The following is a 14,097-nucleotide window of genomic DNA, read 5'->3' on the forward strand; positions in this document are numbered from 1 at the left end:
GCAGATCTCCCGAGGCTGGGGTGCTGGTCGTAGCATCTTACCCTCAGCGCCTCGCGTTGCCGCTATCGCTCCTTCTGTTTGCTTCTCGTTGTTTCTGTCACGCGCGGTGGCGTTCGCGCACCGGCCGCAGATCTGTTTTCGCGCCGCCAATGGGCCGGCGCGGCCAATTGCTGCAAATTGCGCCCGCTTAGGTTCAGGCGTGGCAATGCACGGCGCAGATCAACTCGCGCGAGCGTTGCAGCGCGGCCTGCGCGCCGCGAGCGGCCACAACCCAGCCGACCTGGCCGAGGTTGAAATCCTGCGAGACCATTACCTGCATGAGCGCGACCATCGGCAGAATCACCGCGGGTCGATAAAGCTGGTTCTGAATTAAGGCTGGCATAACGGCTCCCATCGCGCTGGGCCGTTCTGGCACGACGCGGAATGTACATTCGATGGGAGGATTTTAGGGAGACCGGGGCCGCGGATAAATACCGGGAACGCGAAGGCACTTGTTTGGGAATCTGAACAATCGAATCTGGATCCCCGCGGCAGTGAGCAGTGAGGTCCGATTGCTGAATTAGTCCCTCGGGCGAAATGGGTTTGCGGCGCCTACAGCCGTGCCCCGAGACGTCAGGGCAGCTATGAAGCGCTGGCCAGCCCCACCTGCGCGTCATGCAGGCTGCGTGCATAAGCGCTCGCCCCCACAGGCCTGCTATAAAAATAGCCCTGCTGCTTGTCGCAAGCGATCCCGCGCAAAAACGCCGCCTGCTCGGCGGTTTCCACACCTTCCGCCGTGACATTCATGCCGAGCGAATGGGCCATTGCCACGACCGCCTGCGTGATCGCGATCGAATCGCGATGATCCGGCAAGCCCGCGACGAAGGAACGGTCGATCTTCAGGTTATGCAGCGGAAACCGCTTCAGATACGACAGCGACGAATAACCGGTGCCAAAATCGTCGACGGAAATCCGCACGCCCATCGCGCTCAACGCGGTGAGCATCGGCAGGACGGCGTCGCTGTCGCTCATCAACAGCCGCTCGGTAATCTCCAGCTCCAGCGCCGCCGGCTCGAGCCCGGACTCCTCGAGACAGCGCTCGATGCGCTCCACCAGTCCGCCTTTGAACTGGCGCGGTGACAGATTCACCGCGACGATCAGATCCGGCGCCAGCGTGCGCCGCCATTGCGCGACCTGCTCGCAGGCCCGCGCCAGCACCCATGAGCCGATCTCGACGATCAGGCCGGCATCTTCGGCCACCGGGATGAACTCCACCGGCGAGACGTTGCCCAGCTCGCTGTTGTACCAGCGCAGCAGCGCCTCGGCGCCGATCGTACGGCCGCACTGGCTGTCGACGATCGGTTGATACACGAGGCTCAGTTCATCCGTGGCGAGCGCGCGCCGCAACGCCTGCTCGATCATAAAGCGGCGTTGCAGATGCCGATTCAGCTCGGCGGTGAAGAACTGAAAATTGTTGCGGCCGCATTGTTTCGCGTGATACATCGCCGAGTCGGCGTTGCGCATCAACGTGGGCACGTCCTGGCCGTCCTCGGGAAACAGACTGATGCCGATCGATGCCCCCATGTAGTACTCGTTGTCCGCCACCGCGAACGGTACCGCGATCGTATCGAGAATACGCTGGGCAAGCGCGATCAGCCGACCCGTGTTTTCGTAAGCGCTGACCACGATTACGAATTCGTCGCCGCCCACGCGCGCGAGCGTATCGTCGCGCGCGACACACGCCGACAGCCGCTCCGCCACGCTGCACAGAAGCGCATCACCGGCCTCGTGACCGGCGGTGTCGTTGACCTTCTTGAAACCGTCCAGATCGACAAACAGCACGGCGACCCGCGCCAGCTCGCCCATGCCTGCCACATCACCCGGCGTGAACAGATCGCGCATCCGCTCGGCCAGGTAAGCGCGGTTGTAAAGGCCTGTGAGCGGATCACGGGTGGCCAGAAACTTGAGCTGCCGTTGCGCCTCGCGCACCGGCCCGATGTCGGTGAACGAGATCAGCACGGAGCTGGGTTCGCTGTCGCCCGGTTTGATGATCGGCACGACATTCTCAGTAATCCAGACGACATCGCCGTCCGTCAGTTCCAGACCGATCGTGATGCCGAGCCTGGATTTGCCGGTCTCCAGCACCTGACTGGTGGGACGATCGGCGTCGGTGACGATTGAACCGTCCTCGTGATATGCACGCACCATCACCGTCTGAATGTCGCGGCCGACCAGGTCGGCGCTCGCCCGCAGAATGCGTTGCGCACTCGGATTGCAGGCCAGCACCACGCCTTCGCGCGACTGCACGATGATGCCTTCGTTGAGATGGTTCACGACCAGCCGGTGATGCTCCTCGCTGTGCGCGAGGCGTTGCGCCATCGCGTCCTGATGAACAGCGAGACCGACACTGTGGCTGATGTCGTGGAGCATCGCCGCTTCTTCGGGGGTCGGCCGGCGCGACGTGCGGTGATAGACCGCGAACGCACCCAGCACCGCGCCGGCATCGTTTTCAAACGGCACCGACCAGCACGCGCGCAAACCGAGCGGCAACGCGAGGTGCCGGAAATCGGCCCACAGCGGATCGGTTTCGATATCTTCGACGGCGACCATGCGCCGCTCGTACATCGCGGTGCCGCAGGACCCGGCTCGCGGGCCGATCGGGACACCGTCGATCGCGGCGCTGAAGTCCGCCGGCAGAGAAGGCGCGCCGCCCACGCGCGCGCGTACGCCGTCCGCGTCCAGTAGAAGGATCGAACAGGTCGCACCATCGCCTAGCAGCGCTTCCGCGCGGCGGCATACTTCGTCGAGCAATTCCGGCAGCGGTGTGTTGCGCGTAATCAGCCGCAACACCGTACGCTCCGACGCCAACACCCCCTCGGCCCGGTCCGGCCCGTAGCGGGTGCCCTCAGGCGTTGCTCCCATCGTGCTATCTGATGTCGCTTCGCGTGTCATATGTGCGCCCCCTAACCCCACATCGGCAAGTTAGTGTAAGCGGCACACCGGGGTTTACGCGAGGCTAGCGCACTTTAATTACGATGCATAGCGTGCTAAGCGTGTGACCGGCTAGTCGGTCAGCCAATGAAGCGACTGCCCCGTTAACACGGCGAGCACGGTGAAGCCGGCGATCGCGGCCATTGTCAGCGCCAGCCCTGCCAGATGCGCGGCCAGCGCCACGCGGATATCGAGCGGCGCTAACCGCACGGGTTGAGCGGGGGCCGCCGGAACGGCTGCCGGACCGGTCTCAGCCGCTCTGCCGTTGAACGCCCCGCTAGCGCTCACTTCAGGCTCGCGACGCCGGGCCGCGCGAGATGCAGCACCTCGTAGACCGTGCGCCCCGCCGTGGCAACCGGCGGCGACGACGACAGCGTGAAACGGATCAGCTTCCAATTGGCGACATCGAGTGCGGAGACCACGGCGACCGTGTCGTCCTGCTCCGCGATGCGACGGTTCTGCTCGATCAGTGCGGCGCGCAACTCGGCGCGGTTGTCCTGCTCGCCGATCGGCTGTTCCTCGCGATACAACGCGAGCGCCCGTTGCGCCGGCCCCTTGCGGGCATCGAGCGGCAGCCAGGTTTCGACGTCGGGACGGCCAAAGTCGTCGATAACGTTCTGAAAGCGCGAGCCCATGAAGAAGTCGGCGGTCTGCTCAGCATCGAGCCACAGATACACCGCGGAATACACGTTCGCGGTAGCGCCGTAGTGGCCCCGTTCGCGGACGACGAAAGCCTTGAATCCCAGCCCCTCGGTCGCGTCCCACAGCGGGCCGCGCCGCGTCGCGCGCTCGCGGATGATCCCCATGTCATAGGTGGACGGCAGACGGTGCGAATACTGTTTGGCAAGCATGGCGAACTCCTTGTGGTTTCGACTGAAGGTGAGCTTGCGCCGGCGCAATCATTACATCAAGATATGGTGATTTATATCTGCGATAAAATTTCGATATGAGCACTCTCGCACGTCCTCTCGATCTGGATGCGATCCAGGCCTTCGTGCTGGTCGCGGATCTCGGCAGTTTCACGCGCGCCGCCGAAGTCATGGATACGTCACAAGCTGCGATGAGCCTCAAGCTCAAACGGCTCGAAGCGCGTCTGGGTTACCGCTTGCTGGAGCGCACCCCGCGCGCGGTGAGACTCTCGCCGCGCGGTGACGCCTTCATCGGCGCCGCCCGGCAATTGCTGCTCGCTCATGAGCGAGCGCTGGCGGGGACCGCCGACGCGCCGGAGCGCCGGCTCAAGCTCGGCATCAGCGACCACGTGGCAGGGCCGAATCTGCCGGCGCTGCTGGGGCGGCTCGCGGCTTACGATCCGCTCCTCGTCATCGAAGTGCGCATTGCCGCGTCACGCGACGTCCTTGCATGGTTCGAGCGCGGTGAAGTCGACGCGGCGATCGGCCGTCGCGAAGGCGATCGCCGCGATGGACAACTGCTGGCCGAGGAGCGGCTCGGCTGGTTCGCGGCGCCGGGCTGGCAGCATCGCGAGGGGCAGCCGCTAAAACTGGCGACGCTCGCCGCGCCATGCGGGATTCGCGCGATTGCCACGGACGCGCTCGATGCGGCCGGGATTGCGTGGACCGAGGTGTTCGTTGGTGGAGGCGTGATGGCTGTCGGCGCTGCCGTGAGTGCAGGGCTCGCCGTGGCCGCGCTGGCGCAGCGCGTGGCGCCGGCGGGAGCTGTGGAGGTCGGCGAACAACTCGGTTTGCCGACGCTGCCGAATTCGAAGGTCGTACTGCATACGCGGCTGAGCGACCCACGCTCGCAGGAAACCTTGCGAGCGGTCAGCTCGGCGTTTATGAACGCAATCTACTGAAGAGAATGGGTGGACCGGACGGACCGGTCCACCTTGCCTCAGTTGTTTCCGCTTCCGGGCGGCCGATCGCCGCCCCGTTGAGACCCACCTTGAGGCCGGTTATTCCCGCCGCCTTGCTGCCCTCCCTGTGGACGGCCGCCTGCATTGCCCGGCTGCTGCCCGCCTGACGGGCGTCCGCCTGCATTGCCCGGTTGCCCGCCCGGTGGACGTCCGCCTGCATTGCCCGGCTGCCCGCCCGGTGGACGGCCTGCATTGCCCGGTTGCTGGCCGCCCGGTGGGCGTCCACCTCCATTGCCCTGCTGCCCGCCCGGTGGGCGTCCGCCTCCATTGCCCTGCTGCCCGCCCGGTGGACGTCCGCCTGCGTTATCCGGTGGCCGACCGCCTGGCGGCCGACCACCCGCATTTCCGGGCGGCGGACCTCCGGGCGGACGCCAACCTGGTGGCCGTCCTGCACCTGGTCTCGGGGGTGGTGGCGGTGAATGATGCGCCCAGCGCGATTGCTGCCCGTACCACGGCCGGCCCCGATAATAATTGCCCCAGTAGGTGCCGATCGAGAACGTCACGATCGGCAAGCCGATCACCGTGCCGTAGCTCATCACCGGCACATTGCTGCCCTGATAGGGATAGCTGAGTCGCGCTGCGTAGACCCAACCGCGCAGATTCTCAGCCGCGACGTCACACCATTGGTAGTTGCTGATGCAACCCATCACGCTTACCGGGACACCGCCCGGCAATTGCGTCACGACCGGGTAATCCGAAGCCGGCCCGGCGCGCACGTTGACCGTGCCATTCGTATAAGCCTGCGACTGCGCGGACGCCACTGCTGGCAGCGCCAGCAAGCTGACCGCCGCATACATGCATCGAACGAGGTGTTGTTTCATTTTTTCTCCCGTTTTTACGTCCCGTACTCATCCACGTCGGCAATGCGCATGCCTGAAACCAGCCGGCAAATGCTTATGGAATTGCCCTAGCCGTTCCAGTGCACCCCGAGCAAAGCAAGATTTGGTAATCACCCACCCGAATTCACGCTGTTTTCGGGCCTCTGTATTCCGGCGACTCGGCCGATCATCCATTGCATGAAAAACCCATGCACTGCCGGGAGCACCATGAAAATTTTCCGCCCTATCCTTGTCGCCGCATTGATGCTCACGTATCTGCCCGCTCACGCTACCAGTTTCGACTGCACGAGGGGACGCTCGCTCACCGAACGGATGATCTGCAACGACCCTGCGCTCTCGAAGCTCGATGACACGCTTGGGCAACTGTACTGGAAAGCGCGGCGACGGGTCGTCAACCGTCGCGCCTTCCTCACGGACAGCGACAGCAAGTGGGCGTGGCGGGAAGCGAATTGCCGCGATGCGGCGTGTCTGGGGACGTGGTACGAGACCCGGATCGAGGAACTGCAACGGCTGATCGAAAGCATCCAAACGGGAAACCCGGATGGGCCGACTGAACCGAACACTCAGCGTAAGGTGGTGATGCCTGCGCTACAGCAAACCGAAACCGCGATGCTTCGATGCACCGCGGCAGATCCGGGAATCGTCGTGAATGACCAGTGCTCCACTGTGATCAAGGAGAACAACGGTAAGTGGAAATATCAGCCGCACGGCGGCGACTGGTTCTGCGGACTGGCGATGCTCGCGCCAGCGGACGTGCAATAGCACTACCTGCCGCTCCAGAACTTCCGCTGAACTTCCAGCACCTCAGTCTCCACTTCGGCCACCGGCCCGATCACCTCGACGGGCTTCTGGCAGTGATCGAACACATACCGGCAATCCACGCTCATGGTCGGATTCTCGGCATGATCGCCGGTCGCCTCCAGAAGGCGCTTCTCGGTCATGCCAAACACGACGCGGCCGATATTGGCCCAGTACATCGTGCCGGCACACATGCAGCAGGGCTCGACCGACGTGTACAGCGTACAACTCCACAAGTACTCCGGCGTGAAGTTCAACGCCGCCACGCGAGCCAGCACCGACTCGGCGTGATTCACCGTATCGACATTGCCCTGCTCCATCAACACGGTCTCCTGATCCGGGCCGACCAGCACCGCGCCGAACGGATGGTGTCCCAGCAGCGTCGCCCGCTCGGCCACCCGGCTCGAATGCCGCAGATGCCGCACGACCTGCTCGTGCGTCGGCGTTAAACCCTGCGGCGGATAAGCTGGCGCCACTCCAGCGGCGCCGGCATCGGTCGGGACGGTAAGACTCACGGGCGATCTCCTTCAATTTTTTAATAATAGTTAGGCAAGCCAATCAATGCATTACTTCGGCAGAGTACCGTCGACGCCTTGCACGAACCAGTTCAAACGCAGCAGCTCGGCATCGCTCAACGACTTGCCCGCGGCGACCTTCACCACACCGGACTGATCCGCGATCGGACCGGCAAACGGATTGAACTTGCCGGAGATGATGTCGTCACGCTTCTGGCTCAACGCCTTTTGCGCGGTCGGCGACACCGCATTCGTGTTGATGTTGGCGAGATCGATCGCCTTCTCTTTCAGCCCCCACCACACGGGCGAGTTGTTCCACGAACCCGCCATTACCTGCTGCACCAGATGCGTGTAGTACACGCCCCAGTTGCTCACGCATGCGCCCAACTGCGCGTTCGGCCCGAACTTCTTCATGTCGGAGTCCCAGCCGAATGCATGCACTTTCTTCTGCTCGGCGGTCTGCATCGTCGCCGTCGAATCGGTGTTCTGGATCAGCACGTCGGCGCCCTGGCCGATCAGTGTCTCGGCGGCCTGCTTTTCGAGGCCCGGGTCGAACCAGCTATTGATCCACACGACCTTTACGCGCGCATTCGGGTTGACCGAGCGCGCACCCATCGTGAACGCGTTGATGTTGCGCACCACCTCCGGCACCGGTACCGAGCCGACAAAGCCGAGCGTGTTGGACTTCGTCGTATAACCGGCGACCAGTCCGGCCAGATATGCGCTCTGGTAAGTCCGCACGTCATAGGTGGCGAAGTTGGCGGCCTTCTTGTAGCCGGTCGCATGTTCGAATACGGCGTCAGGGAAGTCCTTGGCGACCTTTAGTTCGAAATCCTGGAAGCCGAAGCTCGAGCCGACCACGATCTTGTTGCCCTTCGCCGCCAGATCGCGAAACACGCGTTCCGAATCCGCCGACTCCGGCACGTTCTCAACGCGCGTCACCTTGATCTTGTCGCCGAATTTCGCCTCGACCTCTTTCACGCCCTGTTCGTGCGCGTAGGTCCAGCCGGCGTCGCCCGGATTGCCGAGGTAGACGAAGGCGATGCCGAGCGGCTGCGCAGTCGCAGCGGCTGCCGCCCCGGCGCCGAGCGCGAGGGACGCGCCGAACGCTGCAGCAAGAACAGTGCGAACGGTTTTGATGCGCAATGAGTGATGCAGCACTCGCGCCAGCTTTGCTTTCATGAATTCTCCGAAGATGGTTTCCAGGTGCCTGCCACAGTGCCCGGGACTGTCCCGGGCAAGGCTCCAGCATAGGGGGCCATATTCGAAGGTCAATTTCCGCGGAAAAATTATTTCTCGTTATCCCGCCCATAACGGAATCTGTATTTTGGTAGCCAGAACACTTAATGAACGCGTGGCGGCGGGTCCGCCTCGTCATCGTCGGGCGAATCGCCCTCACCGAACAGATCCGCACACAAGTCCTGGCCGATCTCGCTCAGGCGCGCCGTTCCCGTGCCTTCCTCGTTGAACGTGGTGTCCACCAGGCCGCCGTCGACCAACGCCGTCAGTTGCCGTCGCAAGCCGCTCATCGGCACATCCGCCTGTTTGGACAGCTTGGCGAGCGACCACGCGCCACCAGGCGTTTCCAGATGCGCGCGCCACAACTGCGCCAGCACGGCGACCAGTACCGGATCGAGTTCATCGTCTTCCATCGTGAATGTCTCCTCGCTTTTCTGAAGGCCGATCAAGCCATCTGCGCCACCAGTTCTCCCAGCGTCTTCAATGCCGCCTCGGTCTGTGCCGTCCACGGATAGCTGTAATTGAGCCGCATGAAGTGGCGAAAATCGTCGCGCATCGAAAACATCATGCCTGGCCCGATCGTAATACTGCGCGCGAGCGCCGCCTGATAGAGCCGCATCGAATCGACACTTTCGGGCAACTCCACCCACAGCACGTAGCCGCCTTGCGGCGTCGACATGCGCGTGCCTGCCGGAAAAAACCGCTGCACCATCGCCATCATGATGCTCGCCTGTTGCCGGTAGACCTTGCGCACGTGCCGCAAATGCCGGTCGTAGCCGTCCTGTTTCAAGTAATCGGCGACGGCGACTTGCGGCACCGAAGGCGTAGTCAGCGTATTGAGAAACTTCAGCTTCTCGACCTGCGCGCGGTAGCGCCCCGGCATCGCCCAGCCGATCCGGTACGACGCGGTCAGGCTCTTCGAAAACGACGCGCAATGCAGCACCAGTCCCTTGGTGTCGTAGTTCTTCAAGGTCGACGGCCGCGCTTCGCCGAGGTACAGCTCCTGATAGACATCGTTCTCGATGGCGGGAATGTCGTGCGCGGCGAGCAGTTCGACCAGTTGCCGCTTGCGCTCATCCGGCATCTGGAAACCGAGCGGATTCTGGAAGTTCGGCATCACCATGCACGCCGCGATCTTCTGCCGTGCGATGACCTGGGCCAATGCCTCGATATCGATACCGTGGACCGGATGCGTCGCCACTTCGATGGCGCGCATGCCGAGACGCTCGATGGCATGCAGCATCGCGTAGTAAGTCGGCGACTCGACGGCGACCGTGTCGCCCGGCTTGGCGACCGCCTGCAAGCTGAGGTTGATCGCCTCCGTCGCGCCAAGCGTGATGATGATTTCGTCCGGGTCGACCGGCACGCCGTTCTCGGCATAGCGCCGCGCGATCTGCCGGATCAGCTCGGGATTGCCGGGCGGCAGGTCGTCGATCAGGTTCCAGCTCGCGTGCCGCCGGGCAATCGCATTCGCGTACTGGTTGATGCGCCGCCACGGGAACAACGACGGATCGGGATACGGTGAGCCGAGCGGTACAGCGTCATGTGCGCGGATGCTGCGCAGCGTCGACAGCACGAGGCGGCTCACGTCGACCGCAGCGGCCACCGGCGGCGCCTGGGCTGCCGGCTGGCGGTTCAGACGCGGCTCGTCGAGCGCGGCGGCCGTCGCCACCGCGTCGCGCACGAAATAGCCCGACTGCGGCCGGGTCTCGACTATCCCCCGGCTTTCCAGCAACGCGTACGCGTGCAGCACGGTCTTGATACTGACGCCGTGCTGCTGACTCGCCTGCCGCACCGACGGAATCCGCTCGCCCGCCGCGAACACGCCGCGGCGCACGGCTTCGGTCATTTCGTCGGCGAGTTTTTCGTACAGTTTCAAGGACCTGGCTCGAACAAAAACATGGGCGGAACGCCAGTCTATGACAAATTTCCCACAACTGTATCCCTCTCCTTTCCGTTTTTCTGTATGCTGCGCCGTTTTTGGAACACAGTAGGCTTTCATGCATCGGCATAAAAGCCTCGTCCAAGCCATATCCGGCGGCAGATCATGAAGAAACCCGAAGCTCGCATCGAACCGTATACCCACCCCGCCGCTGGCTGGGGCGCGCTCAAATACGTCGCCATCAACCTCCTCAAGGAAAAGGTGACGGGCGGCGATTACCGCATGCTGTTCAAACAGAACCAGCCGGACGGTTTCGACTGCCCGGGTTGCGCGTGGCCGGACCGCGAGCATGCGTCGACCTTCGAGTTCTGCGAAAACGGCGTCAAGGCGGTGGCGGCCGAAGCGACCAGCAAGCGCGTGACGCCGGCGTTCTTCGAGGAGCATACGGTTGAAGAACTGATGGCGCAGTCGGATTACGAGCTCGAACAACATGGCCGTCTGACCGACCCGCTTGTCTACGACGCGATGCGCGACCGTTACGTGCCGATCGGCTGGGACGAAGCCTTCGACCTCATTGCCGACCACCTGAAGCGCCTCGACGATCCGGACAGCGCCGCCTTCTACACCTCGGGCCGCGCCAGCAACGAAGCCGCCTTCCTGTACCAGTTGTTCGTGCGCATGTACGGCACCAACAATTTCCCCGATTGCTCGAACATGTGCCACGAAGCGACCAGCCGCGGCTTGCCGCATACGGTCGGCATCGGCAAGGGCACGGTCACGCTCGACGACTTCGAACACGCCGATACGCTGCTGATCTTCGGCCAGAATCCGGCAACCAACCATCCGCGCATGCTCGGCGAACTGCGTGAATGCGCGAAGCGCGGCGCGACCATTGTGTCGATCAATCCGCTGAAGGAACGTGGCCTCGAGCGCTTTGCGAGTCCGCAGCATCCGGTGGAAATGATCACGATGGGCAGCACAAAAATCAGCTCCGTGTTCATCCGGCCGAAGGTGGGCGGCGATTTCGCCTTGATCAAGGGCGTCGCCAAACGCGTGATCGAACTCGACGACGAAGCGTTGACGTCGGGTCTCGAACGCGTGCTCGACGTCGCGTTCATCGCCGAACACACGGTCGGCTTCGATTCATTCGCCGACGATTTGCGTGCCGAAAACTGGGACACCATCGTCGCCGAATCGGGCGTGCCGTTTGAAGACGTGCTGAAGCTCGCCGACATCTACGTGAAGGGCCGCGCAGTGATTTCAACGTGGGGCATGGGCCTCACGCAGCACAAGAATTCCGTGCCGACGGTGCAGATTCTGTCGAACCTGATGATGATGCGCGGCAATATCGGCCGCCGCGGCGCGGGCTTGTGCCCGGTGCGCGGACACTCGAATGTGCAGGGCGACCGCACGGTCGGCATCGAAGAAAGGCCGACTCAGGCGTTTCTCGATCGGCTCGGCGAAGTCTACGATTTCGAACCGCCGCGTGAGCATGGTCTCGACGTCGTCAACACGATCCAGGCGATGCTCGACGGCAAGGTGAAGGTGTTCATCGGCCTCGGCGGCAACTTCTCGATCGCGACGCCGGACACGCCCCGCACGTGGGAAGCGATGCGCTCGTGCGAGTTAACCGTGCACATCACGACCAAGCTGAACCGCAGTCACCTGATACATGGCCGCGACGCGCTGATTCTGCCGACGCTCGGACGCACCGAAATCGATCTGCAGAATGGCGTGGCGCAAGGCGTGAGCGTCGAGGATTCGATGAGCATGGTGCACATCTCGTACGGCATGAACAAGCCGGCTTCGGAGAATCTGTTGTCGGAGATTGCAATCGTCGCGCGCATGGCGCACGCCACGCTCGGCAGCAACAAGGTTGATTGGCTCGCTCAGGCCGCTGACTATGCATTGATTCGCGACGGCATTGCGCAGGTGATCGACGGCTTCCAGAACTACAACGAACGACTCAAGAACCCGGGCGGTTTTCACCTGGGCGTGGCGTCGCGCGAGCGGATCTGGAAAACGCCGAGCGGCAAGGCGCAGTTCCTTGTGCATGCGATCGACGTCGACACGCCGATTCATCAGGCGCGCGCCGAGCATGGCGAGCGTCTGATGACCTTGATGACGACGCGTTCACACGACCAGTACAACACGACGATCTACGGCCTCGACGACCGTTATCGCGGCGTGTATGGGCAGCGGCGCGTGCTGTTCGCCAACAAGGACGATCTCGCGATGCTAGGTTTCGTTGCGGGCCAGCGCGTGGATATCAAGAGCGTGTGGGCCGATGGGATCGAGCGTCACGCGGCTGGGTTCCTGCTGGTGGAATACGACATTCCGCGTGGGTGTCTTGGCGCCTACTATCCGGAAACGAATCCGTTGGTGCCGCTCTCGTCGGTTGCCGACGGCGCGGGGACGCCGACTTCGAAGTCGATTCCAGTGCTGTTGACGGCGTCGGCGGTTGTTGAAGCGGTTGCTGCTTGATGCTCTTGATGCGGAGCTTCGGACGACCGCTCGTAGGCGTCACCCGAAATTCCGCATCTTAAACTTGGCGCTCACGGCTGATTTTTCGTCAGATCCCGGTGCGTGAGATACAAGCGCAGATCGAATTCAATCTGGTGGTAGCCCGGCTGCATGAACTCGCAGAGGCGGTAGAACGCCTTGTTGTGGTCGCTTTCTTTCAAGTGAGCGAGTTCGTGCACGACAATCATTTTCAGGAATTCCGGTGCAGCCTCCCTGAATAGCGAGGCGATGCGGATTTCTTTTTTCGCCTTCAGCTTGCCGCCCTGCACGCGCGAGATGCTCGTGTGCAGGCCGAGTGCGTGGCGCACAACATCAAGCTTGCTGTCGTAAGTGACCTTGTCGATTTGCGCGCCGTTGCGAAGGTGTTCGCGCTTGAGCTCCGAGCAGTACTCGTACAGGGCCCGATCTGTTTGTACCTGGTGCGTGTCAGGGTAGCGCTTCACGAGGTACGAGCCGAGTTGTTCCTCGGCGATCAGCTTTTTGACTTTTTCCTGCAGCCCGGCTGGGTAGCCTGTCAGGTATTTCAGGTGTTGCATGGCAATGGGGTTTGCTTGTGACGATGGCCTCGCGGCGACGGACTTTTGTTGAGCCGAATTCAACCGCGATTGCCTTCGCAATCCGTCCACAGGCGCAGCGGATCCCGGTGAAGCGGATACTGCTTGTCGAGCCACGCCGACAGCCGTGTCCAATCAGGGTGGTTGGTCCCGGTCTTCGCGGACCACGTCGACGACCTCTCGAGAATCTGTCCGCTCTCACGATCACGGACAAGCAGACTGCCAAGACCGCTCGAACTGTTCTCCTGCGTTTCGACCCGATATCGTGGCAGGAGTCTCACTTCAGCATCTCCTGCCCAGCCGTACACGGCCCGGACCACGCCAGTTGCGTCCTTTAACTCCACTGCACCGCTGGGTGGCCGAGCGGCCGTCCAGCCTTCAGGAAATTCCGCCACAACCTCATTGCCGCTTTCCCGGACCCATTTCATACGCCAGGCGCGCTCCATTGCATCGCGCACGTGCGACACCGACTCGTACCCTGGCGGCAACTCGATCGCAGCAGGCAAGGTAACGAGGTTATCTTTCCAAAGCTTGGCCTCGCCACGATCGCGTCGATCGGTTGTTCTGGATACTTCTTCTCCGAACGGGTTATCAGGCCGGCTAGCGAGACGGGCGCCGCTTTGCTGCAGGTCGGGGAAAAGACCGTCTGCATCACGACGCGTTAGTTTTGGTTTTCCGTTTTTCATGGTGTTTCGCTAAAAGGCGCTCTCAAGAACGACCAATTTACATTAAACATGGCGACGCTCTGTGCAACGGCGCAATTATCCGGGCCACGGCGACCGCCAGTTCGATATTTTCCGCATCGAGGGCAAGCAGGAAGGCGCGTCGCCTTGCACGTCAATTTACGGTCTTTGCGAATGATTTTCGAGGACACCACGACCTTGCGCAGCGGCAGCACCGCTACGCC

Annotated in this window: 14 protein-coding genes; 3 read left to right on the plus strand and 11 right to left on the minus strand. The window is 62.6% G+C overall.

Annotated elements, in window-relative coordinates; all coding sequences use genetic code 11:
- Positions 1-193: 193 nt before the first annotated feature.
- From BM438_RS07170 to BM438_RS07180, 4 genes are all read right to left on the minus strand, one after another.
- A complete protein-coding gene (locus BM438_RS07170; protein WP_054043350.1) occupies positions 194-382 on the minus strand; it encodes a hypothetical protein in 189 nt (62 codons plus the stop codon).
- 239 nt (positions 383-621) lie between these two features.
- The gene (locus BM438_RS07175) at positions 622-2,931 is read right to left on the minus strand and encodes a putative bifunctional diguanylate cyclase/phosphodiesterase (protein WP_093633590.1); all 2,310 of its coding nucleotides are present in this window, start codon (positions 2,929-2,931) and stop codon (positions 622-624) included.
- Positions 2,932-3,042: 111 nt separating this feature from the next.
- Positions 3,043-3,258, minus strand: coding sequence for a hypothetical protein (locus tag BM438_RS44685; protein ID WP_143131659.1), 216 nt, complete (start codon positions 3,256-3,258; stop codon positions 3,043-3,045).
- Complete coding sequence (locus tag BM438_RS07180; protein WP_093633591.1) at positions 3,255-3,821, minus strand: DUF4865 family protein; 567 nt, start codon at positions 3,819-3,821, stop codon at positions 3,255-3,257. The genes BM438_RS44685 and BM438_RS07180 overlap by 4 nt, the downstream gene beginning before the upstream one ends.
- A 95-nt stretch (positions 3,822-3,916) precedes the next feature.
- Here BM438_RS07180 and BM438_RS07185 point away from each other — a divergent pair, with 95 nt between their 5' ends.
- Positions 3,917-4,780, plus strand: coding sequence for a LysR family transcriptional regulator (locus BM438_RS07185; protein WP_093633592.1), 864 nt, complete (start codon positions 3,917-3,919; stop codon positions 4,778-4,780).
- A gap of 38 nt (positions 4,781-4,818) precedes the next feature.
- On the opposite strand, the gene BM438_RS07190 is transcribed toward BM438_RS07185, so the two are convergent.
- Positions 4,819-5,661 (minus strand): SH3 domain-containing protein, encoded by an 843-nt coding sequence (locus tag BM438_RS07190; RefSeq protein ID WP_093633593.1) that lies wholly within the window; start codon positions 5,659-5,661, stop codon positions 4,819-4,821.
- 225 nt (positions 5,662-5,886) lie between these two features.
- On the opposite strand from BM438_RS07190, the gene BM438_RS07195 reads away from it, so the two are divergent.
- The gene (locus tag BM438_RS07195; protein WP_093633594.1) at positions 5,887-6,441 is read left to right on the plus strand and encodes a lysozyme inhibitor LprI family protein; all 555 of its coding nucleotides are present in this window, start codon (positions 5,887-5,889) and stop codon (positions 6,439-6,441) included.
- Between the two features lie 2 nt (positions 6,442-6,443).
- Here BM438_RS07195 and BM438_RS07200 read toward each other — a convergent pair whose 3' ends face one another.
- From BM438_RS07200 to BM438_RS07215, 4 genes are all read right to left on the minus strand, one after another.
- Positions 6,444-6,992, minus strand: coding sequence for a nucleoside deaminase (locus tag BM438_RS07200; protein ID WP_093633595.1), 549 nt, complete (start codon positions 6,990-6,992; stop codon positions 6,444-6,446).
- Between the two features lie 51 nt (positions 6,993-7,043).
- Positions 7,044-8,174 carry a BMP family ABC transporter substrate-binding protein gene (locus BM438_RS07205; RefSeq protein WP_093633596.1) on the minus strand — a complete coding sequence of 377 codons (1,131 nt, stop codon included), beginning with the start codon at positions 8,172-8,174 and terminating at the stop codon, positions 7,044-7,046.
- A 161-nt stretch (positions 8,175-8,335) separates the two neighbouring features.
- The gene (locus BM438_RS07210; RefSeq protein ID WP_093633660.1) at positions 8,336-8,644 is read right to left on the minus strand and encodes a helix-turn-helix domain-containing protein; all 309 of its coding nucleotides are present in this window, start codon (positions 8,642-8,644) and stop codon (positions 8,336-8,338) included.
- A gap of 32 nt (positions 8,645-8,676) precedes the next feature.
- Positions 8,677-10,110 carry an aminotransferase-like domain-containing protein gene (locus BM438_RS07215; protein ID WP_093633597.1) on the minus strand — a complete coding sequence of 478 codons (1,434 nt, stop codon included), beginning with the start codon at positions 10,108-10,110 and terminating at the stop codon, positions 8,677-8,679.
- 168 nt (positions 10,111-10,278) lie between these two features.
- Here BM438_RS07215 and BM438_RS07220 point away from each other — a divergent pair, with 168 nt between their 5' ends.
- A complete protein-coding gene (locus BM438_RS07220; RefSeq protein WP_093633598.1) occupies positions 10,279-12,597 on the plus strand; it encodes an FdhF/YdeP family oxidoreductase in 2,319 nt (772 codons plus the stop codon).
- Between the two features lie 71 nt (positions 12,598-12,668).
- Here the strand turns inward: BM438_RS07220 and BM438_RS07225 are convergent, their stop codons facing one another.
- Complete coding sequence (locus BM438_RS07225; RefSeq protein ID WP_093633599.1) at positions 12,669-13,172, minus strand: M48 metallopeptidase family protein; 504 nt, start codon at positions 13,170-13,172, stop codon at positions 12,669-12,671.
- A gap of 59 nt (positions 13,173-13,231) precedes the next feature.
- Entirely contained in the window at positions 13,232-13,876 is a 645-nt protein-coding gene (locus tag BM438_RS07230) for a hypothetical protein (RefSeq protein WP_093633600.1), read from the minus strand.
- Positions 13,877-14,097: the final 221 nt, after the last annotated feature.

The organism is Paraburkholderia aspalathi, assembly GCF_900116445.1.
GTDB classification, from domain to species: Bacteria; Pseudomonadota; Gammaproteobacteria; order Burkholderiales; family Burkholderiaceae; genus Paraburkholderia; species Paraburkholderia aspalathi.

Bases quoted from the DNA above. Each gene is read 5' to 3' on its own strand.
- BM438_RS07170 (WP_054043350.1), bottom strand. From the start codon at position 382: ATGCCAGCCTTAATTCAGAACCAGCTTTATCGACCCGCGGTGATTCTG.
- BM438_RS07175 (WP_093633590.1), bottom strand. From the start codon at position 2,931: ATGACACGCGAAGCGACATCAGATAGCACGATGGGAGCAACGCCTGAG.
- BM438_RS07180 (WP_093633591.1), bottom strand. From the start codon at position 3,821: ATGCTTGCCAAACAGTATTCGCACCGTCTGCCGTCCACCTATGACATG.
- BM438_RS07185 (WP_093633592.1), top strand. From the start codon at position 3,917: ATGAGCACTCTCGCACGTCCTCTCGATCTGGATGCGATCCAGGCCTTC.
- BM438_RS07190 (WP_093633593.1), bottom strand. From the start codon at position 5,661: ATGAAACAACACCTCGTTCGATGCATGTATGCGGCGGTCAGCTTGCTG.
- BM438_RS07195 (WP_093633594.1), top strand. From the start codon at position 5,887: ATGAAAATTTTCCGCCCTATCCTTGTCGCCGCATTGATGCTCACGTAT.
- BM438_RS07205 (WP_093633596.1), bottom strand. From the start codon at position 8,174: ATGAAAGCAAAGCTGGCGCGAGTGCTGCATCACTCATTGCGCATCAAA.
- BM438_RS07210 (WP_093633660.1), bottom strand. From the start codon at position 8,644: ATGGAAGACGATGAACTCGATCCGGTACTGGTCGCCGTGCTGGCGCAG.
- BM438_RS07220 (WP_093633598.1), top strand. From the start codon at position 10,279: ATGAAGAAACCCGAAGCTCGCATCGAACCGTATACCCACCCCGCCGCT.
- BM438_RS07225 (WP_093633599.1), bottom strand. From the start codon at position 13,172: ATGCAACACCTGAAATACCTGACAGGCTACCCAGCCGGGCTGCAGGAA.
- BM438_RS07230 (WP_093633600.1), bottom strand. From the start codon at position 13,876: ATGAAAAACGGAAAACCAAAACTAACGCGTCGTGATGCAGACGGTCTT.